Source organism: Oryzisolibacter sp. LB2S (assembly GCF_040732315.1).
GTDB lineage: Bacteria > Pseudomonadota > Gammaproteobacteria > Burkholderiales > Burkholderiaceae_C > Alicycliphilus > Alicycliphilus soli.
Window position 1 is genome coordinate 2,917,442 of the sequence record NZ_CP160388.1, and the last position, 20,383, is coordinate 2,937,824.

Annotated in this window: 17 protein-coding genes; 9 read left to right on the top strand and 8 right to left on the bottom strand. The window is 70.7% G+C overall.

Annotated features, from left to right (window positions below):
- Position 1: 1 nt before the first annotated feature.
- Positions 2 to 478 (bottom strand): FKBP-type peptidyl-prolyl cis-trans isomerase, encoded by a 477-nt coding sequence (locus ABUE11_RS13790; RefSeq protein WP_367065840.1) that lies wholly within the window; start codon positions 476 to 478, stop codon positions 2 to 4.
- 81 nt (positions 479 to 559) lie between these two features.
- Between ABUE11_RS13790 and radC the strand changes: the two genes are divergently transcribed.
- The 3 genes from radC to ABUE11_RS13805 are packed head-to-tail and all read left to right on the top strand — an operon-like array spanning position 560 to position 3,119.
- Complete coding sequence (radC, locus tag ABUE11_RS13795; RefSeq protein ID WP_367065841.1) at positions 560 to 1,273, top strand: DNA repair protein RadC; 714 nt, start codon at positions 560 to 562, stop codon at positions 1,271 to 1,273.
- 2 nt (positions 1,274 to 1,275) lie between these two features.
- A complete protein-coding gene (locus ABUE11_RS13800) occupies positions 1,276 to 2,457 on the top strand; it encodes an esterase-like activity of phytase family protein (protein ID WP_367068823.1) in 1,182 nt (393 codons plus the stop codon).
- The gene (locus ABUE11_RS13805) at positions 2,454 to 3,119 is read left to right on the top strand and encodes a Smr/MutS family protein (protein ID WP_367065842.1); all 666 of its coding nucleotides are present in this window, start codon (positions 2,454 to 2,456) and stop codon (positions 3,117 to 3,119) included. The genes ABUE11_RS13800 and ABUE11_RS13805 overlap by 4 nt, the downstream gene beginning before the upstream one ends.
- Before the next feature lie 37 nt (positions 3,120 to 3,156).
- Here the strand turns inward: ABUE11_RS13805 and ABUE11_RS13810 are convergent, their stop codons facing one another.
- From ABUE11_RS13810 to fdhD, 7 genes are all read right to left on the bottom strand, one after another.
- A complete protein-coding gene (locus ABUE11_RS13810) occupies positions 3,157 to 4,404 on the bottom strand; it encodes a sugar transporter (RefSeq protein ID WP_367065843.1) in 1,248 nt (415 codons plus the stop codon).
- Between the two features lie 148 nt (positions 4,405 to 4,552).
- Complete coding sequence (locus ABUE11_RS13815; RefSeq protein WP_367065844.1) at positions 4,553 to 4,963, bottom strand: group II truncated hemoglobin; 411 nt, start codon at positions 4,961 to 4,963, stop codon at positions 4,553 to 4,555.
- A gap of 42 nt (positions 4,964 to 5,005) precedes the next feature.
- Entirely contained in the window at positions 5,006 to 5,398 is a 393-nt protein-coding gene (locus ABUE11_RS13820; RefSeq protein ID WP_367065845.1) for a TraR/DksA family transcriptional regulator, read from the bottom strand.
- Between the two features lie 43 nt (positions 5,399 to 5,441).
- On the bottom strand, positions 5,442 to 7,019 hold the full coding sequence (locus tag ABUE11_RS13825; protein ID WP_367065846.1) for an AAA family ATPase: 1,578 nt from the start codon (positions 7,017 to 7,019) through the stop codon (positions 5,442 to 5,444).
- A gap of 219 nt (positions 7,020 to 7,238) precedes the next feature.
- Positions 7,239 to 7,466, bottom strand: a complete 228-nt coding sequence (locus ABUE11_RS13830) for a hypothetical protein (RefSeq protein ID WP_367065847.1) — start codon at positions 7,464 to 7,466, stop codon at positions 7,239 to 7,241.
- Between the two features lie 14 nt (positions 7,467 to 7,480).
- Positions 7,481 to 10,015 carry an FtsX-like permease family protein gene (locus tag ABUE11_RS13835; RefSeq protein ID WP_367065848.1) on the bottom strand — a complete coding sequence of 845 codons (2,535 nt, stop codon included), beginning with the start codon at positions 10,013 to 10,015 and terminating at the stop codon, positions 7,481 to 7,483.
- A 48-nt stretch (positions 10,016 to 10,063) separates the two neighbouring features.
- Positions 10,064 to 10,918 carry a formate dehydrogenase accessory sulfurtransferase FdhD gene (fdhD, locus tag ABUE11_RS13840; RefSeq protein ID WP_367065849.1) on the bottom strand — a complete coding sequence of 285 codons (855 nt, stop codon included), beginning with the start codon at positions 10,916 to 10,918 and terminating at the stop codon, positions 10,064 to 10,066.
- A 250-nt stretch (positions 10,919 to 11,168) separates the two neighbouring features.
- On the opposite strand from fdhD, the gene fdnG reads away from it, so the two are divergent.
- From fdnG to selB, 6 genes are all read left to right on the top strand, one after another.
- Positions 11,169 to 14,234 carry a formate dehydrogenase-N subunit alpha gene (gene fdnG / locus ABUE11_RS13845; RefSeq protein ID WP_367065850.1) on the top strand — a complete coding sequence of 1,022 codons (3,066 nt, stop codon included), beginning with the start codon at positions 11,169 to 11,171 and terminating at the stop codon, positions 14,232 to 14,234.
- Between the two features lie 9 nt (positions 14,235 to 14,243).
- Positions 14,244 to 15,173: a formate dehydrogenase subunit beta gene (gene fdxH / locus ABUE11_RS13850; protein ID WP_367065851.1), complete on the top strand. Its 930-nt coding sequence runs from the start codon at positions 14,244 to 14,246 to the stop codon at positions 15,171 to 15,173.
- Positions 15,170 to 15,796 (top strand): formate dehydrogenase subunit gamma, encoded by a 627-nt coding sequence (locus tag ABUE11_RS13855; RefSeq protein ID WP_367065852.1) that lies wholly within the window; start codon positions 15,170 to 15,172, stop codon positions 15,794 to 15,796. Before fdxH ends, ABUE11_RS13855 begins: the two co-directional genes overlap by 4 nt.
- Positions 15,797 to 15,991: 195 nt before the next feature.
- Positions 15,992 to 16,942: a formate dehydrogenase accessory protein FdhE gene (fdhE, locus tag ABUE11_RS13860; protein ID WP_367065853.1), complete on the top strand. Its 951-nt coding sequence runs from the start codon at positions 15,992 to 15,994 to the stop codon at positions 16,940 to 16,942.
- Entirely contained in the window at positions 16,939 to 18,357 is a 1,419-nt protein-coding gene (gene selA, locus ABUE11_RS13865) for an L-seryl-tRNA(Sec) selenium transferase (RefSeq protein WP_367065854.1), read from the top strand. Before fdhE ends, selA begins: the two co-directional genes overlap by 4 nt.
- A 79-nt stretch (positions 18,358 to 18,436) precedes the next feature.
- The gene (gene selB / locus ABUE11_RS13870; RefSeq protein ID WP_367065855.1) at positions 18,437 to 20,383 is read left to right on the top strand and encodes a selenocysteine-specific translation elongation factor; all 1,947 of its coding nucleotides are present in this window, start codon (positions 18,437 to 18,439) and stop codon (positions 20,381 to 20,383) included.

Below are 20,383 nucleotides of genomic sequence, written 5' to 3' on the forward strand. Positions count from 1 at the left end.
CTCAGAGCACACCGATGAGCTGCACCTCGAACGTCACGGGCACGCCCGCCAGCGGGTGGTTGAAGTCAAAGCGCACCGCGCCGTCGTCCCTCACCTGCAGCGCCACGCCGGCGTACTTGCCCATGCCGTCGGGCGTGGGGAACTCCACCACGTCGCCCACGCTGTAGTCCTCGTCGGGGTCGCCCAACTCGTCGAGCAGCTTGCGCGCCACCCATTGCTGCATGTCGGGGTTGCGCTCGCCAAAGGCCTCGCCCGCGGCGAGCTCGAAGGTCGCGCGTGCTCCTTCAGTCAGGCCGATCAGGCGCTGCTCGAGCGCCGGCGAGAGCTCGCCCGTGCCCACCGACAGCGTGGCGGGCTTGCCCTCGAAGGTGTTGATCACGGTGCCCGCCGGGCCGGCCAGGCGGTAGTGCAGCGTGAGAAAGGACCCCTGCTGCACGGTGGGCAGGCCGGTGGCGGCGGTGGTGGTGTCTGTGGTCATGAAGGCTCTCGATAAACTGCCGCCATTGTAGAAAACCGGGTATACCCCCACGGCCCTGCGCCGGGCGCCCGCCCTCCCCTCATGCCCCTCAAAGACCTGCCCCAGGACGCCCAGCCCCGCGAGAAGCTGCTCTCACGCGGCCCCGCCGCGCTGTCCGACGCCGAGCTGCTGGCCATCCTGCTGCGCACCGGCATGGCCGGCAAGGGCGTGCTGCAGCTGGCCCAGGAGCTGCTGGCCCCGCCCGTGCTCGACGAGCGCGGCCGCATCACGGGCGGTGGCTTTGACGGCATGGCGGGCCTGCTGCATGCCGGCGCCGCGGACCTGGCGCGCATCAAGGGCCTGGGCCCGGCCAAGCGCGCCGAGCTCGTCGCGGTGCTGGAGCTCGCGCGCCGCGCCCTGGCCCAGCAGCTGCGCGAGCGCACGCTGTTCGACAGCCCCGACGCCGTCAAGCATTACCTGCAGCTGCACCTGGCGGCGCGCGCGCACGAGGTGTTTGCCGTGCTGATGCTCGACAGCCAGAACCGGCTCATCGCCATGGAGGAGCTGTTTCGCGGCACGCTCACGCAGACCAGCGTCTACCCGCGCGAGGTGGTGCTGCGCGCCCTGCACCACCAGGCCGCGGCCGTGGTGCTGGCGCACAACCACCCCAGCGGCAGCGTGCAGCCCAGCCGCGCCGACGAGGCCCTGACCCAGACCCTCAAGGCCGCGCTGGCCCTGGTGGACGTGCGCGTGCTCGACCATGTCATCGTCGCGCCGGGCGCGGCCCTGTCCATGGCCGAGCAGGGGCTGGTGTGAGCATGCCGCGCTGGGCCTGGGTCACGCTGCTGGCGCTCGCCGGCTGCGCCGTGCCGCACACCCCACCGGCGCCGCCGGCCCCGGGCACCATGCCGGCGCCCGCGCTGCGCCTGATCGGCGTGGCCGAGATCCCTCCAGGCACGGAGTACGGCGGCACCACGCTGGGCGGACTCTCGGGCATCGACTACGACGCAGGCCGCGACGAATACCTCGTCATCAGCGACGCGCGCCAGCCCCATGTCTACACCGCCCGCCTGAACTACGGCGCGCACGGCCTGGCCACGCCGCAGTTCACCGGCGTGCACGCGCTGCTGCACACGAGCGGCCAGCCGTTTGCGCCCTGGTGGCGCCCGCGCGCCGACATGGACCGCCCCGACGCCGAGGCCGTGCGCTGGCTGCCCGGCGCCCAGGGCTTTCTGTGGACCAGCGAGGGCGACTTTGGCCACAACCTTGGCCGCAACTTCGGCCCGCAGCTGCGCCAGGCCCGCGCCGACGCCAGCCCCGTGCGCGCCCTGCCCCTGCCCGAGAGCTTCACGCCCGCGCGCAAGACCGGCCCACGCGGCAACGGCACGCTCGAGGGCCTGGCCCTGTCCCCCGACGGCCAGAGCGCCTGGCTGGCCATGGAGCTGCCCTGGAAGCAGGACGGCGACCGGGCCACGCCCACGAGCGCCGGCGCGCCCGTGCGCATCACGCAGATCGACATCGCGAGCGGCCGGGCCCTGCGCCAGATCGCCTACGCGCCCGACCCCGTGCCGCGCACGCGCCGCCTGCCCGGCCCGCAGATCAACGGCGTGAGCGAAATCCTGGCCGACGGGCCCGACCACCTGCTTGTGCTCGAGCGCGACTACAGCGCCGGCGCGGGCTTTGGCGCGCGCCTGTACCGCATAGACACGCGCGCGGCCAGCGACACCCTGACCCTGCCCACCCTCACGCCCGGCAACCACCGCCCCGCGCCCAAGACCCTGGTGGCCGACCTCGCAAAGCTCGGCCTCACGCCCGACAACATCGAGGGCATGACCTGGGGCGCGCCGCTCAAGGAGGGCGCCCAGGGCAGCGGCTGCGTACTGGTGTTCGTGAGCGACGACAACTTCAACCCCGCCCAGGTCACACAGTTCATCGCCGCCGAATACCTGCCCCCGCGCGCCGGGCATGGGCGCTGCGGTACAAACGGCGCGCCGCCATGAACGCGCCCCTCACCGCCCGATCCTTCGCCGAACTCAAGCCCCTGCGCCGCGCCCTGCAGGAGGCCGCCGCCCAGGCCGCCGAACGCGAGCGCCAGCGGCAGGAGGCCGAACGCCGCGCGCGCGCCGAGCGCCATCTGTTTGCCGACGCCGTGGGCGCCGTGCTGCCGCTCAAGGGCCAGGCCGAACGCCACTGGCACCAGCCCAGGCCGCCCGAGCCCCAGCCCGTGCAGCGCGCGCTCGACGAGCAAAGCGTGCTGCGCGAATCGCTGAGCGACGACTTCGACGTGAGCACGCTGCTCGACGTGGACGATCAGCTGAGTTTTCGCCGCCCCGGCATGGGCCTGGACGTCACGCGCCGCCTGCGCGCCGGCCACTGGAGCATCCAGCGCCAGCTGGACCTGCACGGCCTGCGCCGCGACGAGGCGCGCGAGGCCCTGGGCGAATTCATCCGGCTGGCGCACCGCACGGGCCTGCGCTGCGTGCGCATCGTGCACGGCAAGGGCCTGGGCTCGCCGGGCAGAACCCCCGTGCTCAAGGGCCGCGTACAGGCCTGGCTGGTGCAGAAAAAGGAGGTGCTGGCCTTCGTCCAGGCCCGCGCGGCCGACGGCGGCGCGGGCGCGCTGGTGGTACTGCTGGCGCCGGGGCGACGGCTGGGTGGCTGATACGCTTCAAGAGAAACCGGGCTCCAGCGCCCGTCCATCAAACGCTAGCAGCTATATTTTTTGAATCTGCATCCAGGCGAAAGCTCGGCGCCCAGACCACAAAGGTGAACGCGCACCACAGGCTGGCGAGCACGCCCACGGCGCCGCCCGCCCAGCCCACCTGGGCCAGGCCCGCGTGGGCGATGACCTGGCTGCCCAGCAGCGCGCCCGCGCCAATGCCGACGTTGAAAATGCCCGAGAACAGCGCCATGGCCACATCGGTCGCGTCATGCGCCAGGCGCAGCACCTTGGACTGCATGGAGAGCACAAAGCAGATCAGCGCCACGCCCCAGACCGCGGCCAGCGCATACAGCGCCCACATATGGTGCGCCATCGGCCCGAGCAGCAGCAGGCAGGCGCTGAGCACGACAATGGCCGTGAGCAGAAAGCCGCGCGCAAAGCGCAGCCCGAGCCAGCCAAACAGCAGGCTGCCCAGGAACCCCGCGCCGCCAAACAGCAGCAGCACCGTGGTGGTCACGCCCGGGCCATGGCCCGCGACCTGCTGCACAAAGGGCTCGATATAGCTGTAGGTGGTGAACTGCCCCGTGACCAGCAGCACCGTGAGCAGATACAGCGCCACCAGCGCCGGCCGGCGCGCGAGCAGCGGCAGGCTGCGCACCGAGCCCACGTTTTCGCTCGGCAGGCGCGGCAGCAGCACGCGCAGGCCCAGCATGACGAGCAGCGCCAGCGCACCGATGAGCGCAAAGCTCACGCGCCAGCCCAGCGCCTGGCCCACGACGCGCCCGAGCGGAATGCCCAGCACCATGGCCACCGACGTGCCCGTGGCCAGCAGCCCCAGCGCCTGGGCGCGCCGCCCCGGCGGCGCCACGCGCACCGCGAGCGACGCCGTGATCGACCAGAACACCGCATGCGACAGCGCCACGCCCGTGCGCGCCGCCACGAGCGAGGCGAAGTTCCACGCGAACGCGGTCAGCACATGGCTTGCGATGAACAGGCCGAACACCGCGAGCAGCAGCCGGCGGCGCTCTATGTGGCGCGTGAGCAGCATGCAGGGCAGGGACGCCAGCGCCACGATCCAGGCGTAGATGGTCAGCATCAGCCCGACCTGCCCGGCGGGCATGCCAAGGCTCGCGCCGATGTCGCTGAGCAGGCCCACGGGCACGAACTCGCTGGTGTTGAAGATGAAGGCGCCCATGGCCAGGGCCAGCACGGCCAGCCATTGCTGCAGCGGGCTGCGGGCGGCCGCGGCCGATGGGGCGGCGGCAAGAGTGGAAACGGCAGACATGCGATGAGAAAAAGAGGCGCCAGGTGCCAGGTGCCAAGGCCGCTGAAAAAAACGGCCCCGTCATCCCCGCGCAAGAACGTCATCCCGGACATCGATCCGGGACGGGGATCCACGGTACTGGCGTCGCGGTGGTTCAGGGATGCCGGGATCAGCCCGCGCGGTTGCGCATCCAGTCGGCGGTGTTCATGAAGCTCTGGTTGAGCCGCGTGCGCAGCTCCTCGGGCACGCCGACCTCGCCCATGGCCTGGTCCATGCAGGTGACCCATTGGTCGCGCTCGAGGATGCCGATGGAAAACGGCATGTGGCGCGCGCGCAGGCGCGGGTGGCCGAAGCGCTCCTGGTAGTAGTCTGGCCCGCCGAGCCAGCCGCAGAGAAACCAGAACAGCTTGTTGCGCGCGTCATCGAGCGTGCTGCCATGCGTGGCGCGCAGCTCGGCGTAGCCGGGCTCGAGATCCATGAGGTCGTAGAAGCGGTCCACCAGCTGGCGCAGGGTGGCCTCGCCGCCTATCCACTCAAAGGGCGTGGCAACGGCGGCGGGCGACAGATCGGAATCGGACATGGGCGCAATTGTAGAAACCCGGCCCATTTCCTGCCCGAGGGCTCAACGATGCCCCCGCGCCTCGAGCTTGGACTGGCAGGCGATGCAGCGCAGGGCCGAGGGCTGGGCCAGCAGGCGCGGCACGCCCACGCTCTTGCCGCAGTCCAGGCATTCGCCATAGCTGCCGTCGCCCATGCGCTCGAGGGCGGCGCGCACGGCGACGAGTTCGGCATGATCGCGCGCGGCCTCGGCGTCGCGCACCATGCTGGCGGCCATGCTGTTGGCCTGGTCGCGCGGGCTGCCGGGCTCCTCGGCGTCACCCTGGCTGGTGGCCTTGGCCACGTCCAGGGTGTCGCGCTGGACGGCGTCGAGTTGCTGCAGCAACTGCTCCTTGCGCTGCTCCAACTGGGCGCGCAGCTGCTGGCGTTGGGAGTCGGTCAGAGTGCTGGTAGTCATGGATCCAGCATGCCACCGGCGGCGGCGCCCGTGTTGACGAGCATCAAGTCCCCTGCCCCGTCATGGCCAACCAGCGCTGCCAGAGTGCGCCCGCGTCCCAGGGCTGGTCGGTGGCCAGGTCCATGACATGGGGCAGTTCCTCGGGCGCCAGCGGCTCGGCATGTTGCTGCTGGCGCGCGAGCACGGCAAGGTCGGCCTCCGACGGGTCGGTACCCGCCGCCAGGCGCCGCTGCACGCGCGCGCGCAGGCTGTCGGGCGCGGCGTGGCAGTGCAGGATGGCAAAGGGCAGGCCCAGGCCGCGCGCCAGCGCGTGGAATTGCTCGCGCTCGGCGCGGCGCAGAAAGGCCGCGTCCACGATCACGGGCCAGCCCGCGAGCAGCACGGCCCGCGCCTGCTGCGCAAGGTGAGCAAAGGTGCGCCGCGAGGCCTCGGGCGTATAGATATCGAGGCCCTGGGCGGCCGAATCGGCGAGCGGCGCCAGGCCATAAAGGCGCTTGCGCTCCACGTCCGAGCGCAGGCGCACGGCGCCCTGCTCGAGCAGCCGCGCGGCCACGGTGGACTTGCCCGAGCCCGACAGCCCATGGGTGATGAGAAGGCGCGGCGCGGCAGGCGCGGCCAGGCGCTCGGCGCAGGCCAGGTAGTCCGGCCCCTTCATTTCACCCCCTTGGGCCGCGCGCAGCCGCCCGGCCATGGCGCGCACCAGGGCGCGGTAGACCTCGTAGGGGCGCAGCACGGCCAGGCCCTCGTAGTCGCCGCCCGTGGCCAGATAGCCGTCGAGAAAGCGCCAGGCCAGGTCGCCGCGGCCATGGGCATGCAGGTCCATGGTGAAAAAACCCGCATCGGCCATGACGTCGATCCAGCGCAATGCGGGGCTGAACTCCAGGCAGTCGAAGGCCGTGACAACGCCATCGACGCACACCACATTGCCCAGGTGCAGGTCGCCATGGCCCTCGCGCACCCGGCCCGCGGCGCGGCGCGCGGCCCAGTGGGCGGACAGCTGCGGCTGGCGCGCGTCGAACCATTGCCGCAGCGCGGCCAGGCGCGCGCGCTCGGCGGCGCCCAGCAGCGCGTCGAGCTGATCGAACACCGCGCCTATCGCCTGGCCCACCTGCGCGGCGCTGCCCCAGTCGCCGCCCGGGCCATCTGCGGGCGCCACGGGCGCCTCGGCATGAAAGCGCGCCAGGCGCTCGGCAAACGCGTCCAGCGCCTCGGGCGCCAGGCGGCCGGCGCTCACCAGGGTGTCGAGCTCGCTGCCCGCGGGAAAGCGCCGCATGCGCAGCACCCAGTCGATGGCCTCGCCCTCATCACCCTCATCACCAGCCTGACCCAGGCGCGGCCCCTGCGCGCCACCGAGCACGGGCAGCATGTCCAGGTAGAGCGCGGGCGCCAGGCGCTGGTTCAGGCGCAGCTCCTCGGCGCAGAAATGCCGGCGCGCGGCCAGCGTGGAGAAGTCGGCAAACGGCAGGCAGAGCGGTTTTTTCAGTTTGTAGGCATGACGGGGCGTGAGCAGCAGGTGCGACAAATGCGTCTGCAGATGCTGCACGGGCCCGCCCTCGGCCTGCTGCAGGGCCTCGGCCAGGGCCGTGGCCAGGTCGTTGCCGGCACTTAGTTCATCAGTCAAATCAGGCTCCAGCGCCCTACCAACAAGCGGTAGAAGCTATCAATTTCAAAGTGCACCCGTACGGATGCGCCCAGTCCCGTCATCCCCGCGCAGGTGGGGATCCACGACAGTGACGAAACAAGGCTTTGCGTGACACTTGGATCCCCGCCTGCGCGGGGATGACGGCGGGCCTTGCAGGCCTTGCGCGCAGTCAACGGCCAGCGTTGCCTGGACCCTTTTCTACGCTGGACGGCGCTGCAGCGACTCGTCCCATGCCGGGTTGGGCTGGCCCTGGCCCGCGTACTGCTGGTTGCGCGAGTTCGAGCGCCAGACGCCGCCGCCAAAGCCCGGCGTAGGCTCGGTGCGGTACCAGAACCAGCGTCCGTCCTGATCCTGGGCGAGCCAGTCCCAGCCCTCGGGGGCCTGGGCCCAGTCGGGCGGGCCGTCCAGCCGGTCATGTGTCTGCATGGAGGCTCCTCCCCTCAATCCTGCGCGGCGCTGCGCAGGGTCTGCACCACGGGGCGGCGCAGCACCTCGCGCAGCCCCCACCAGCCGGCGGCCAGCGCCAGCAGCGCGCCCGCCAGGCTGCCCGCGAGCGGCACCCACGGCCGCGCGGTCCAGCTGAAGTCGAACACGTAGCGCGCCAGCGCCCAGCCCACGGCCACGGCCACGCAGCTCGCGAGCAGGCCCGCGAGCAGGCCCACGCCCGCGAGCTCGGCGCGCTGCACCTGGCGCAGCAGGCTGGCGCGCGCGCCCACGGCGCGCATGATGGCGAACTCGCGCGCGCGCTCCTCGCGCGTGGCGGTGACGGCGGCAAACAGCACGACCAGGCCCGCGGCCAGGGTGAAGGCAAACAGAAACTCCACCGCGCGTATCACCTGGCCCAGCACGCCCTGCACCTGGGCCAGCGTGGCGCTCATGTCCACGTTGGTCACGTTCGGAAAGGCGCGCACCAGGGCGTTGTCGAAGCCCGGGAGGTCTGGCGCGCGGTAGGCGGCCAGGTAGGTCATGGGCACGTCGGCCATGTGCGAGACGGGGTACATGACGAAGAAGTTGGCGCGCATGGAGCTCCAGTCCACATGGCGCAGGCTGGTGATGCGCACCTCGCTGGGCATGCCGCCGATATCAAAGCGCAGCCGGTCGCCGAGCGTGAGGCCCAGGGTCTTGGCAATGCCCTCCTCCACGCTCACGGCGCCGGCCTCCTCGGGCGTCCAGCGCCCGGCCGAGATGCTGTTGTGCGTGGGCGGCCGGCCGGCGTTGGAGAGGTTGAACTCGCGGTCCACCAGGCCCTTGGCGCGGTCGTCGGGGTAGTCCTCCAGGCGCACGGGGCGGTCGTTGATGGCCACGAGACGCCCGCGGAACATGGGGTACCAGTCGTACTGCGCGACGCCCGCCTCGCGCAGCCGCGCGCGAAAGTCCTCGGCCTGGTCCGGCATGATGTTGATCACGAAGCGGTTGGGCGCATGGGCCGGCGTGGCGTTCTGCCAGCTCGCAATGAGGTCGGTGCGCAGCAGCACCAGCAGCACCAGTGCCAGCAGGCCCACGGCCAGGCTCGCCACCTGCACCACGGCATAGGCCGGGCGCGCGGCGATCTGGCGCGTGGCCAGCACCAGCCAGCGCGGTGCGGTGGTCTCGCTCACGACCCGGCGCAGCAGCCGCACGGACAGCCAGGCCAGGCCGGCAAACAGTAGCACGGCCGCGGCAAAGCCGCCCACGGCGATGGCGCCGAGCTTCCAGTCGCGGCTGATGACGAGCAGCAGCGCGGCAAAACCCGCCAGCCCCAGGCCGAGCACGGCCAGCGACGCGGGGCGCACGGCGCCCAGATCGCGGCGCATGACGCGCAGCGGCGGCACGCGCGCGAGTTGCAGCACGGGCGGCAGGCCAAAGGCGCACATCAGTGTGAGACCCACGCCCACGCCGAGCAGCACGGGCCAGGGGCCGGCCGCGGGAAGGGCCGACGCCACCAGGCCCGCGAGCAGCAGCACAAAGCCATGGTGCACGGCATAGCCCAGCAGCACGCCCAGGGCGCTGGCGCACAGGCCGACGAGCAGAAACTCCAGCACATAGGCGCCGGCGATGCGGCGCTGGCTCTGGCCGAGCACGCGCAATAGCGCGGCCGTGTCCAGATGGTCGTTGGCAAAGCCGCGCGCGGCCAGGGCCACGGCCACGGCCGAGAGCAGCGCGGCCAGCAGCGCCACGAGGTTGAGGAATTTCTGCGCGCGGTCCAGCGTCTGGCGCATCTCGGGGCGGCCGCTGTCGAGCGACTCCACGCGCACGCCGCGCATGCCCGGGCCGGCGATGGCCTCGTCCATCCAGGCGGCAAAGCGCGCCACGGCATCGGGCGCGCCGGCCACGGCGAAGCGGTAGGCGATGCGGCTTGCGGGCTGGACCAGGCCGGTGGCAGGCAGGTCGAGCGCGTTGATCATGACGCGCGGGGCAAAGCTCATGAAGCCCGCGCCACGGTCGGGCTCGAGCGTGATGATGCGCGCAATGCGCAGCTCGGCGTCGCCCAGCAGGAGCGCGTCGCCCAGGCCGAGCGACAGCGCGTTCAGCAGCGGCGCGTCCACCCAGACCTCGCCGCGCGCGGGGATGTCGTGTGTGGGGCCGCCGGGGCGCTCGGCGTCGGCCGTCACCTGCAGGCGCCCGCGCAGCGGGTAGCCCGGCTCCACGCTCTTGAGCGCGACCAGGCGACTCGCGCCGCCCTGGGCGTCGCCGGCGCGCGCCATGGTGGGAAAGCCCAGCGTGCTCACCGTCTCAAGGCCCAGGGCGCGCGCGCGCTCGACGACGGCCGCAGGCGTGGGGTTGTCGCTGGCCACCACCATGTCGCCGCCCAGCAGTTGCAGCGCGTCGCGCTCGAGGCCGCCGCGCAGCCGGTCGGCAAAGAAGCCGACCGAGGTGAGCGCGGCCACGGCGAGCAGCACGGCCACCATGAGCAGGCGCAGCTCGCCCGCGCGCAGGTCGCGCCACAGCGTGCGCCAACCCAGCGCCCATACCGATGTTTGGAGTGTTTTTGGCATTTGACCCTTGTCCATCAAGCGCAAACAGCTATCAACAAAACAGCACTATCAAACATAGCGCAAGGCGCTCGGGGGGCGGCACAGGCCCCACAGCTGCATGCCCGCCTCGCGCGCGAGCTGCAGCGCGAGCGAGGTGGGCGCGGAGATCGTGGCAAAGGCCGGCACGCCCATGCGCGCGCATTTGCGCACCAGCTCGTAGCTGGTGCGGCTGGTCATGACGACAAAGCCCGGCTCTCCCAGCCGGCCCGTGAGCGCCAGGCGCCCGAACAGCTTGTCGAGCGCGTTGTGCCGGCCCACGTCCTCGAGCACGTCGACGAGCTCCCCATCGGGCCGGGCCCAGCCCGCGGCATGGACCGAGCCCGCGCGCGCGTTGAGCAGCTGGCGCGCGCCCAGCGCCTCGAAGGGACGCAATACGGTGGCGGCGCCGAGGCCCTCGCGCCAGACGGGCGCGGCCAGGGGCGCGGGGTGCAGGTCCAGCGCCTGCAGGCTTTCGATGCCGCAGACGCCGCAGCCCGTGCGGCCGGCCAGCACGCGGCGGCGCTCCTTCAGGCGCGCAAACTGGCGCGGCGCAATCTCCATGTGCACGCTGCAGCTCGCGTCGGGCGTGCCCACGCCGTGGGTCTGCACCTCGACATCGCGGCAGTCCTCGGGCCGCTCGACCACGCCCTCGCTGAGCGCGAAGCCCACGGCAAACTCGGCCAGATCCTGCGGCGTGGCCATCATCACGGCGTGCGAGATGCCGTTGAAGACCAGGGCCACGGGCACCTCGGCCGCCACCTCCACCGCCTGCATGCTCTGCGCAAACGCACCGCTGCCACCGCACCATTGGCCGGCCCACAGGGGACTCAGGGGCGCAAGCGGCGGCGTGGTTTCGGCGGTCTCGGACAGGTCGTGCATCGGCATGCGCGCACCATACCAGCGACGTCCATTCCTACGGGCGCAGTTGCGTTATCGCCATGCCAGGTGGCGATGAAAAGAGTCGAGCCCAGCCCGCAAGAGGGCCCTTGTTGAACTTATGATCGGCGCCCCGCGTCTGCGCCGGGCACGCCATTCGTGTCAAGGGGATGGACTACGTAGTAACCCTGTGGTCCAGAGAAAGACGCGCACCCAAGATGACCCCACCAATAACAACCCCACGAGAGGAGGTTCCGTCATGGACATGAACCGCCGGCATTTCTTTCGCGTGAGTGGCGCGGGGCTGGTTGGCTCCAGCCTTGTCGCCATGGGCTTTTCGCCCGCCACCGCGCTTGCCGAGGTGCGCCAGTACAAGCTGGCCGCCACCACCGTCACACGCCAGACCTGCACCTATTGCTCGGTCGGCTGTGGCCTGCTGATGTATTCCCTGGGCGACGGGGCGATGAACGCCAAGTCGTCCGTGATCCACGTCGAGGGCGACCCGGATCACCCGGTCAACCGCGGCACGCTCTGCCCCAAGGGCGCGGGCCTGCTGGACTTCATCAACAGCCCCAACCGCCTGCTCTACCCCGAGTACCGCGCACCTGGCTCCAAGGAATGGCAGCGCATGTCCTGGGACGATGCGCTGACCCGCATCGCCAAGTTGCTCAAGGACGACCGCGACGCGAACTTCCAGGCCAGGACGGATGACGGCCTCACCGTCAACCGCTGGCTCACCACCGGCATGCTGGCGGCCTCGGCCGCGAGCAACGAGGCCGGCTACATCACGCACAAGGTGGCCCGCTCCTGGGGCCTGCTGGCGTTCGACAACCAGGCACGTGTCTGACACGGCCCGACGGTGGCAGGTCTTGCCCCGACGTTTGGCCGTGGAGCGATGACGAACCATTGGGTCGACATCAAGAACGCGGACGTTATTTTGATCATGGGCGGCAATGCCGCCGAAGCGCACCCCTGCGGCTTCAAGTGGGTGACCGAAGCGAAGGCGCACAACAAGGCGCACTTCATGGTGGTCGACCCGCGCTTCAACCGCTCGGCGGCCCTGGCCGATTTCTATGCCCCCATCCGCTCGGGCAGCGACATCGTGTTCCTGGGCGGGATCATCAATTACCTCCTGTCCAACGACAAGATCCACCACGAGTACGTGCACAACTACACGGACTTCAGCTTCATCGTGCGCGATGACTTTGAATTCGTGGACGGCATCTTCTCGGGCTACAACGAGGAAAAGCGCCAGTACGACAAGAAGAGCTGGGATTACGAGCTCGGCGAGGACGGGTATGTCAAAACCGACCCGACCCTGCAGCACCCGCGCTGCGTCTACCAGCTGCTGAAGAAACATTACGAGAGCTACACACCCGAGAAGGTCGAGAGCGTCTGCGGCACGCCGAAGGAGAAGTTCCTGCACGTGGCCGAGAAGTTCGCCTCCACGGCCGTGGCTGGGCGCGCCGCCACCATCATGTACGCGCTGGGCTGGACGCAGCATTCCATCGGCGCGCAGATCCTGCGCTGCGCGGCCATGGTGCAGCTGCTGTGCGGCAACATTGGCGTGGCCGGCGGCGGCATGAATGCGCTGCGCGGTCACTCCAACATCCAGGGCCTCACGGACCTGGGGCTGCTGTCGGCCAGCCTGCCGGGCTACCTGACGCTGCCGGGCGAGAAGGAGCAGGACTACCAGGCCTACATCGCCGCGCGCACGCAAAAGCCCCTGCGCGCGGGCCAGATGAGCTATTGGCAGCACTACCCCAAGTTCCACGTCAGCCTGATGAAGTCCTGGTTCGGCGCCACCGCCACGGCCGAGAACAACTGGGCCTACGACTACCTGCCCAAGCTGGACAAGCAGTACGACATGCTGCAGTACTTCCAGCTCATGAACGAGGGCAAGGTCAACGGCTACATCGCGCAGGGCTTCAACCCGATCGCCTCGCTGTCCAACAGCACACGCGTGCGCGACGGTCTGGCCAAGCTCAAGTTCCTGGTCATCATGGACCCGCTGGCCACCGAGACCTCGGAGTTCTGGAAGAACCATGGCGAGTTCAACGACGTCAAGTCCGAGGACATTCAGACCGAGGTCTTCCGCCTGCCCACCACCTGCTTCGCCGAGGAAGAGGGTGCGGTCGTCAGCTCCTCGCGCGTGCTGCAGTGGCACTGGAAGGCCGCCGAGCCCCCGGGCGAGGCCAAGACCGACGTGGCCATCATGGCCGCGCTGCACCACCGCCTGAAGGCGCTCTACGCCAAGGAAGGCGGCGCGTTCGCCGACCCCATCCTCAACCTGGACTGGAAATACGCCCAGCCCGACCACCCGAGCTCGGAGGAACTCGCCAAGGAATACAACGGCAAGGCCCTGGTCGACCTGCTTGACCCCAAGGACCCGACCAAGGTCCTGCGTGCCGCGGGCCAGCAGGTCTCGGGCTTCGGCGAGCTGCGCGACGATGGCTCCACGGCCAGCGGCTGCTGGATCTACGCGGGCGCCTGGACGCAGGCGGGCAACCAGATGGGCCGGCGCGACAACTCCGACCCCACGGGCATTGGCAACACGCTGAACTGGGCCTGGGCCTGGCCGGCCAACCGCCGCGTGCTCTACAACCGCGCATCCTGCGACGTGCAGGGCAAGCCCTTCAACCCGCGGCGCAGGCTCGTGGAGTGGAACGGCAAGGCCTGGGGCGGCGCCGACGTGCCGGACATGGGCGCCACGCTGGCACCCGAGACCGGTGCCGGCCCGTTCATCATGACGCCCGAGGGCGTGGCGCGCTTCTTCGCGCGCAAGGGGCTCAACGAGGGGCCCTTCCCCACGCACTACGAGCCGTTCGACACGCCGCTGGGCATGAACCCGATGTATCCGAACAACCCCAAGGCCACGTCCTCGCCGGCCGCGCGGGTGTTCGACAACATCTGGGAGACCTTCGGCAAGGCCAAGGACTTCCCGCATGTGGGCACGACCTACCGCCTGACCGAGCATTTCCACTACTGGACCAAGCATGCGCTGGTCAATGCCATCACCCAGCCCGAGCAGTTCGTCGAGATCGGCGAGGCCCTGGCCAAGGAGCTCGGCATCGTCGCCGGCGACAAGGTCAAGGTCAGCTCCAAGCGGGGCCACATCAAGGCCGTGGCCGTGGTCACCAAGCGCATCAAGCCAATGACGATCGAGGGCAGGACCGTGCACCATGTGGGCATCCCCATCCACTGGGGCTTCAAGGGCGTGACCAAGCCGGGCTACCTGGCCAACACGCTGACGCCCTTCGTGGGCGACGGCAACACCAACACGCCGGAATTCAAGACCTTCCTCGTGAAGGTCGAGAAGGTGTAAGGAGGCACGATGTCATTGCAATCCCTCGATATCAAGCGCCTCTCGGCCACCACCACCCCGGCCCCCCAGGCACGCACCCCGCAGTCGGGCGAGGTGGCCAAGCTCATCGATGTCTCCAAGTGCATCGGCTGCAAGGCCTGCCAGACCGCCTGCATGGAGTGGAACGACCTGCGCCAGGAGCCCGGCGTGAACGTGGGTGTCTACGACAACCCCAACGACCTGACCGAGAACGCGTGGACGGTGATGCGCTTCACCGAGTACGACAACGAGGCCACGGGCAACCTGGAATGGCTGATCCGCAAGGACGGCTGCATGCACTGCGAGGACCCGGGCTGCCTCAAGGCCTGCCCCTCGCCCGGCGCCATCGTGCAGTACACCAACGGCATCGTGGACTTCCATGAGGAGAAGTGCATAGGCTGCGGCTACTGCGTGACGGGCTGCCCGTTCAACGTGCCGCGCATCTCCAAGAAGGACAGCAAGGCCTACAAGTGCACGCTGTGCTCGGACCGCGTGGCCGTGGGCCAGGAGCCGGCCTGCGTCAAGACCTGCCCCACAGGCGCCATCGTGTTCGGCACCAAGAAGGCCATGAAGGACCATGCCGAGGAGCGCATCGCCGACCTCAAGGAACGCGGCTTTGACAAGGCCGGCCTGTACGACCCGGCCGGCGTGGGCGGCACGCATGTCATGTACGTGCTGCACCATGCGGACAAGCCCTCGCTCTACCAGGGCCTGCCCGACGAGCCCAGGATCAGCCCGCTGGTCGGGCTGTGGAAGGGCATGTCCAAGCCCATCGCCATGGCCGCGCTGGGCGCCGCGGCGCTGGGCAGCCTGTTCCACTACATCACCAAGGGGCCCAACGACGTGTCCAAGGAGCTCGAGGACGAGATGGACCGCCAGGACCGTGAGGCCGATGCCACGCACAAGGAGAGCCAGCCATGAGACGCAATCCACGCGACCTGCAGCGCTACACGGCCGGCGAGCGCGCCAACCACTGGATCGTGGGCATCTGCTTCATCCTGCTCGCGCTTTCGGGCCTGGCGTTCTTCCACCCGGCGTTCTTCCCGCTCACGCAGTTGTTCGGCGGCGGGCCCTGGACGCGCATCCTGCACCCCTACGTCGGGGTGGTGATGTTCGTGTTCTTCCTGGCCATGGCCGTGCGCTTTGCCGCACTCAACATGATCGAGCAGCGCGACATCGAATGGCTCAAGAACGTCAACAAGATGGTAGACGGCGACGACCACGACATGCCCGAACAGGGCAAGTACAACGGTGGCCAGAAGCTGCTGTTCTGGGGGCTGGTGGTCGGCATGCTGGCCATCACGGCCAGCGGCGTGCTGATGTGGCGCGCCTGGTGGACGCCGCCCATCACCGTGATACGCGCCGCCTCCGTGCTGCACGCCGTGGCCGCCGTGTGGATGATCGGCCTCATCATCCTGCACGTGTATGCCGCCATCTGGACCCGCGGCACCATACGCGCCATGATGTACGGCACGGTCACGCGCGCATGGGCCAAGCAGCACCACCGCGGCTGGTACCGCAAGGTGACGGGCGATAACAACTAACCCCCCCTGAGTCGCCTGCGGCGCCTTCCCCCCAGGGGGACGCCGCCAGCGGCCTGGCAAAGCCAGCTCCGCGGCGTCTGCTGGCCTGGGCAGCGCCCCAGGTCAGGCAGCGCCGAAAGCTGATACCCTGCCATCGTTTCTGCCGCCAGCAGCGACCCTGCCCGGCGGCAGTTTCATTTCTGGAGACCTGATTCCGTGCAACGCATTCTTCAACCCGGCGAGATCGAGGCCCTGGACCGCACCAGCCTGCTGCGCACCCGCCTGCCCCAGCCCGCCAGCCTGTTTGCCGAGCGCGCAGCGCGCCTGGCGCAAAAGGCCGAGGGCAACCCGATTGGCGACTACCTGCGCTTTCTGGCCCGACTGGTGCGTGCCCAGCAGCAGGCCGCGGGCAAGGTGCAGACCAGCGCGCCCGATCCCGCGCAGATCGCCCGGGCGCAAGAGCATTCCATGCCCCTGCTGCCCGCGGCCAGCCACATCGACCCCGCCTGGCTGGGCGTGCTCGACGAGCTGCTCGCCGCGCTCGACGGTGCGGCCGAGCTGCCCCAGGCCCTGCAGCCCACGCTGCAGGCCCTGCGCGCCATGCCCGCGGATGCGCGCGACGCGCTCGCGCGCCGCACGCTCATGGGCCTGCTCGCAGGGCCGGACGACCTGGCCGCCGCGCCCATCGTCATGGCCGCGCTGCAGGTGGTGTTTGCGGACCGCGCCAGCCGCCTGCAGGAGGCCGACATTCCCTACACCGACCCCGCCACCATCTGCCCCGTGTGCGGCAGCGCCCCCGCGGCCAGCGTGCTGCGCATCGGCGGGCGCGAGGCCGGCCTGCGCTACCTGCACTGCGGCACCTGCTGCACCGAATGGCACATGGTGCGCGTCAAGTGCAGCCACTGCGAATCGACCAAGGGCGTGCACTACCAGGGCCTGCAAAGCGAGGACGGCAGCCTGAAGGACGAGGTCGTTCTGGCCGAAACCTGCGACCAATGCCACAGCTACCGCAAGCTCACCAACCAGGAAAAAGACCCACTGGCCGAGCCCCTGGCCGACGACCTGGCCAGCCTGCTGCTCGATCTGCTCATGGCCGACACGCCGTTTGCCCGCGCCAGCATGAACCCGCTGCTGCCCATGGCCGACGCCGGGGACGCCCCGGCATGAGCGGCGCCGCCCGCCTGCCCAGCGTGGACCGCGTGCTGTCCACGCCGCTTGCGCGCGCGCTCGCCGCCGAGCATGGCGCCAGCGCCACCACGGCGGCCGTGCGCGCCGCGCTCGATGCGCTGCGCCCGGCCGCGCTTGCGGGCGAACTTGCGGCCGATCAGCTCGCGCCCGAGGCCCTGGCCACGCGCGCCCGCCAGCATCTGGCCGAGCGCCTGGCGCCGCGCCTCACGGCCGTGTTCAACCTCACGGGCACGGTGCTGCACACCAACCTGGGGCGCGCCCTGCTGCCCGACGAGGCCGTGCGCGCCGTGGTGCAGGCGCTCACCACGCCGGCCAACCTCGAATTCGACCTCGCCACCGGCGGGCGCGGCGACCGCGACGACCTCATCACCGACCTGCTGCGCGAGCTCACGGGCGCCGAGGCCGCCACCGTGGTCAACAACAACGCCGCGGCCGTGCTGCTCACGCTCAACGCCCTCGCGCCGCGCAAGGAAGTCATCGTCTCGCGCGGCGAATTGGTCGAGATCGGCGGCGCCTTTCGCATCCCCGACATCATGGGCCGCGCAGGCGCCAGGCTGGTCGAGGTGGGCACCACCAACCGCACCCACGCCAAGGACTATGCCGAGGCCATCACCGAGCGCACCGCCCTGCTCATGAAGGTGCATTGCAGCAACTACGCCGTCACGGGCTTCACCAAGAGCGTGAGCGAGGCCGAGGTGGCGCAGATCGCCCACGCGCGCGGCCTGCCGCTGGCCGTCGATCTGGGCAGCGGCACGCTGGTGGACCTGGCCCAATGGGGCCTGCCGCACGAGCCCACGGTGCGCGACGTGGTCGCCGCCGGCGCCGACATCGTCACCTTCAGCGGCGACAAGCTGCTCGGCGGCCCGCAGGCCGGATTGATCGTCGGGCGCAAGGACCTGATCGCCAGGATCAAGAAGAACCCGCTCAAGCGCGCGCTGCGCGTGGGCAAGCTGACCCTTGCCGCGCTCGAGCCCGTGCTGCGCCTGTACCTCACGCCCGAGCGCCTGCCCGAGCGCCTGACCACGCTGCGCCTGTTCACCCGGCCGCAGGCCGACATGCGCGCCCAGGCCGAGCAACTGCTGGCCCCGCTGCAGGCCGCCCTGGGCGCCGAGTACACGGTGCGCACCGCCGCGCTGTTCAGCCAGATCGGCAGCGGCGCCCTGCCCGTGGACCAGCTGCCCAGTTTTGGCCTGGCCATTGCGCCCGCCAGCGCGAAACGTGCGGGCCGCGCGCTCGCTCGCCTGGAGGCCGCGCTGCGCGCCCTGCCCCGCCCCGTCATAGGCCGCATCGCGAGCGACGCGCTCTGGCTCGACCTGCGCTGCCTGGAGGCCGCCGACATGCCCGCCTTCACGGCGCAGCTACCGCGGCTGGCCGAGGCGCTGGCGCAGGAGTAGATTCAAGTTTCAAGCAAAATCGGCCGCCAACGCTTGCCCCACAAGCGCGAACAGCTATTCAATCAAGAGCAACAAAGCCATGATCATCGGCACCGCAGGCCATATCGACCACGGCAAGACCGCGCTCGTGCGTGCGCTCACGGGCGTGGAGACCGACCGGCTCCCCGAGGAAAAGCGCCGTGGCATCTCGATAGAGCTGGGCTACGCCTACCTGCACGCGGAGGGCGCCCAGGGCCGGCCGCTCTCGCTGGGCTTTGTGGACATGCCGGGCCACGAGCGGCTGCTGCACACCATGCTCGCGGGCGCCACGGGCATTGCCCATGCGCTGCTCATCGTGGCTGCCGACGACGGCGTGATGCCGCAGACGCGCGAGCACCTGGCCGTGCTGGCGCTGCTCGGCGTGGCGCAGGGCACGGTGGCCATCACCAAGATCGACCGGCTCGACCCCGCCACGCGCGCCTCTCGCCTGGCCCAGCTGCAGGCGCAGGTGCGCGCGCTGCTCGCGCCCACGGCGCTGGCCGATGCGCCTCTCTACCCCGTCTCGGCCATCACGGGCGAGGGCATTGACGCCCTGCGCGCGCACCTGCTCGCCTGCGCCGGGCGACAGCACAGCGGCGCGGCGCAGGACGGCGCGCGCGCCTTCCGCCTGGCCATAGACCGCGCCTTCACGCTGGCCGGCGTGGGCACCGTGGTCACCGGCACCGTGGCCAGCGGCCGCCTGCAGGTGGGCGACGCGCTGCAGCTCACGCCACAGAGACAGGGCACGCGCGAGCCACTGCGCGTGCGCGGCATCCACGCACAGAACCAGCCCGCCGAAGCGGCCCACGCGGGCCAGCGCTGCGCGCTGGCGCTCGCCGGCCTGGCCAAGGACGCGGTGCACCGCGGCGACTGGGCCTGCGCGCCCGCCATCGCTCTCGCCACCACGCGCATCGACGTCGAGTGTTCGCTCTGGCCCGACGAACCCAAGCCCCTGCGCTCGGGCACGCCCGTGCACGTGCACCTGGGCAGCAGCGACGTGATGGGCAGCATCGTGCTGCTCGAGGGCGCCAGCCTCGCCCCCGGCGCCACGGCCCTGGCCCAGCTGGTGCTGCACGCCGGCGTGGCCGCCTGGCACGGCGACCGCGGCGTGCTGCGCGACGCATCGGCCACGCGCACCATGGCCGGGGTGCGCGTGCTCGACCCCTTCGCGCCCCAACGCTGGCGGGGCACGCCCGAGCGCCTGGCGCAGCTGGCCGCCCAGGCCCTGCCTGAGCGCGGCGCGCGCATCGCCGCCCTGCTCGACCAATCCCCGCTGGGCCTGGACCTGGTGCAGACCGCCCGCGCCGAGGCCCTGCCCGGTCCGCAGGACCTGCCCCTGCCCGAGGCGGCCATCCGCCTCGACGGCGGCAGGGCCGCCATCGCCCCGGCCCGGCTGCAGGCACTGCAGGCGCAGGCCCTGGAGCGCCTGCAGGCCTTCCACGAGAGTCAACCCCAGGAGATTGGCCCTGACCTGCGGCGCCTCAGGCGCCTGGCGGCGCCGCGCGCGGGCGATGCGCTCTGGCAGCATCTGGTCGACGACCTCGTGGCCCGTGGCGCGGTGGTGCGCAGCGGCCATTGGCTGCACCTGCCCGCGCATGCCGCGCACATGAGCGCCGCCGAGGAGCAACTGGCCCAGCGGCTCATGCCGCTGCTGCTGGCCGGCGGCTTCGACCCACCCTGGGTGCGCACCCTGGCCCAGGACAGCGGCGCCGCCGAGGCCCTGGTGCGCCAGACCCTGGCAAGCCTTGCGCGGCGCGGCGAAGTCTTTCAGTGCGTCAAAGACCTGTACTATCCGCTGCCTACAATCGAGCGCCTGGCCGCCATCGCACGCGGCTGCATGGCGCAGGGCGACGCGGTGCAGGCCGCGGCCTTCCGCGACGCCACGGGCCTGGGGCGCAAGCGCGCCATTCAGCTGCTGGAGTTCTTCGACCGCGTGGGCTTCACGCGCCGCGTGAAGGACGCGCATCTGCTGCGCCCGGGCACACCGCTGTTTGCGGCGCGCGATTGA

What these genes read in the sequence shown, in the direction of transcription:
- selB (WP_367065855.1), top strand. Translation starts at nt 18,437, where the DNA reads ATGATCATCGGCACCGCAGGCCATATCGACCACGGCAAGACCGCGCTC.
- fdhD (WP_367065849.1), bottom strand. Translation starts at nt 10,918, where the DNA reads ATGCCGATGCACGACCTGTCCGAGACCGCCGAAACCACGCCGCCGCTT.
- radC (WP_367065841.1), top strand. Translation starts at nt 560, where the DNA reads ATGCCCCTCAAAGACCTGCCCCAGGACGCCCAGCCCCGCGAGAAGCTG.
- fdxH (WP_367065851.1), top strand. Translation starts at nt 14,244, where the DNA reads ATGTCATTGCAATCCCTCGATATCAAGCGCCTCTCGGCCACCACCACC.
- ABUE11_RS13820 (WP_367065845.1), bottom strand. Translation starts at nt 5,398, where the DNA reads ATGACTACCAGCACTCTGACCGACTCCCAACGCCAGCAGCTGCGCGCC.
- ABUE11_RS13800 (WP_367068823.1), top strand. Translation starts at nt 1,276, where the DNA reads ATGCCGCGCTGGGCCTGGGTCACGCTGCTGGCGCTCGCCGGCTGCGCC.
- ABUE11_RS13790 (WP_367065840.1), bottom strand. Translation starts at nt 478, where the DNA reads ATGACCACAGACACCACCACCGCCGCCACCGGCCTGCCCACCGTGCAG.
- selA (WP_367065854.1), top strand. Translation starts at nt 16,939, where the DNA reads ATGAGCGGCGCCGCCCGCCTGCCCAGCGTGGACCGCGTGCTGTCCACG.
- ABUE11_RS13805 (WP_367065842.1), top strand. Translation starts at nt 2,454, where the DNA reads ATGAACGCGCCCCTCACCGCCCGATCCTTCGCCGAACTCAAGCCCCTG.
- ABUE11_RS13835 (WP_367065848.1), bottom strand. Translation starts at nt 10,015, where the DNA reads ATGCCAAAAACACTCCAAACATCGGTATGGGCGCTGGGTTGGCGCACG.
- ABUE11_RS13810 (WP_367065843.1), bottom strand. Translation starts at nt 4,404, where the DNA reads ATGTCTGCCGTTTCCACTCTTGCCGCCGCCCCATCGGCCGCGGCCGCC.
- ABUE11_RS13830 (WP_367065847.1), bottom strand. Translation starts at nt 7,466, where the DNA reads ATGCAGACACATGACCGGCTGGACGGCCCGCCCGACTGGGCCCAGGCC.
- ABUE11_RS13855 (WP_367065852.1), top strand. Translation starts at nt 15,170, where the DNA reads ATGAGACGCAATCCACGCGACCTGCAGCGCTACACGGCCGGCGAGCGC.
- ABUE11_RS13815 (WP_367065844.1), bottom strand. Translation starts at nt 4,963, where the DNA reads ATGTCCGATTCCGATCTGTCGCCCGCCGCCGTTGCCACGCCCTTTGAG.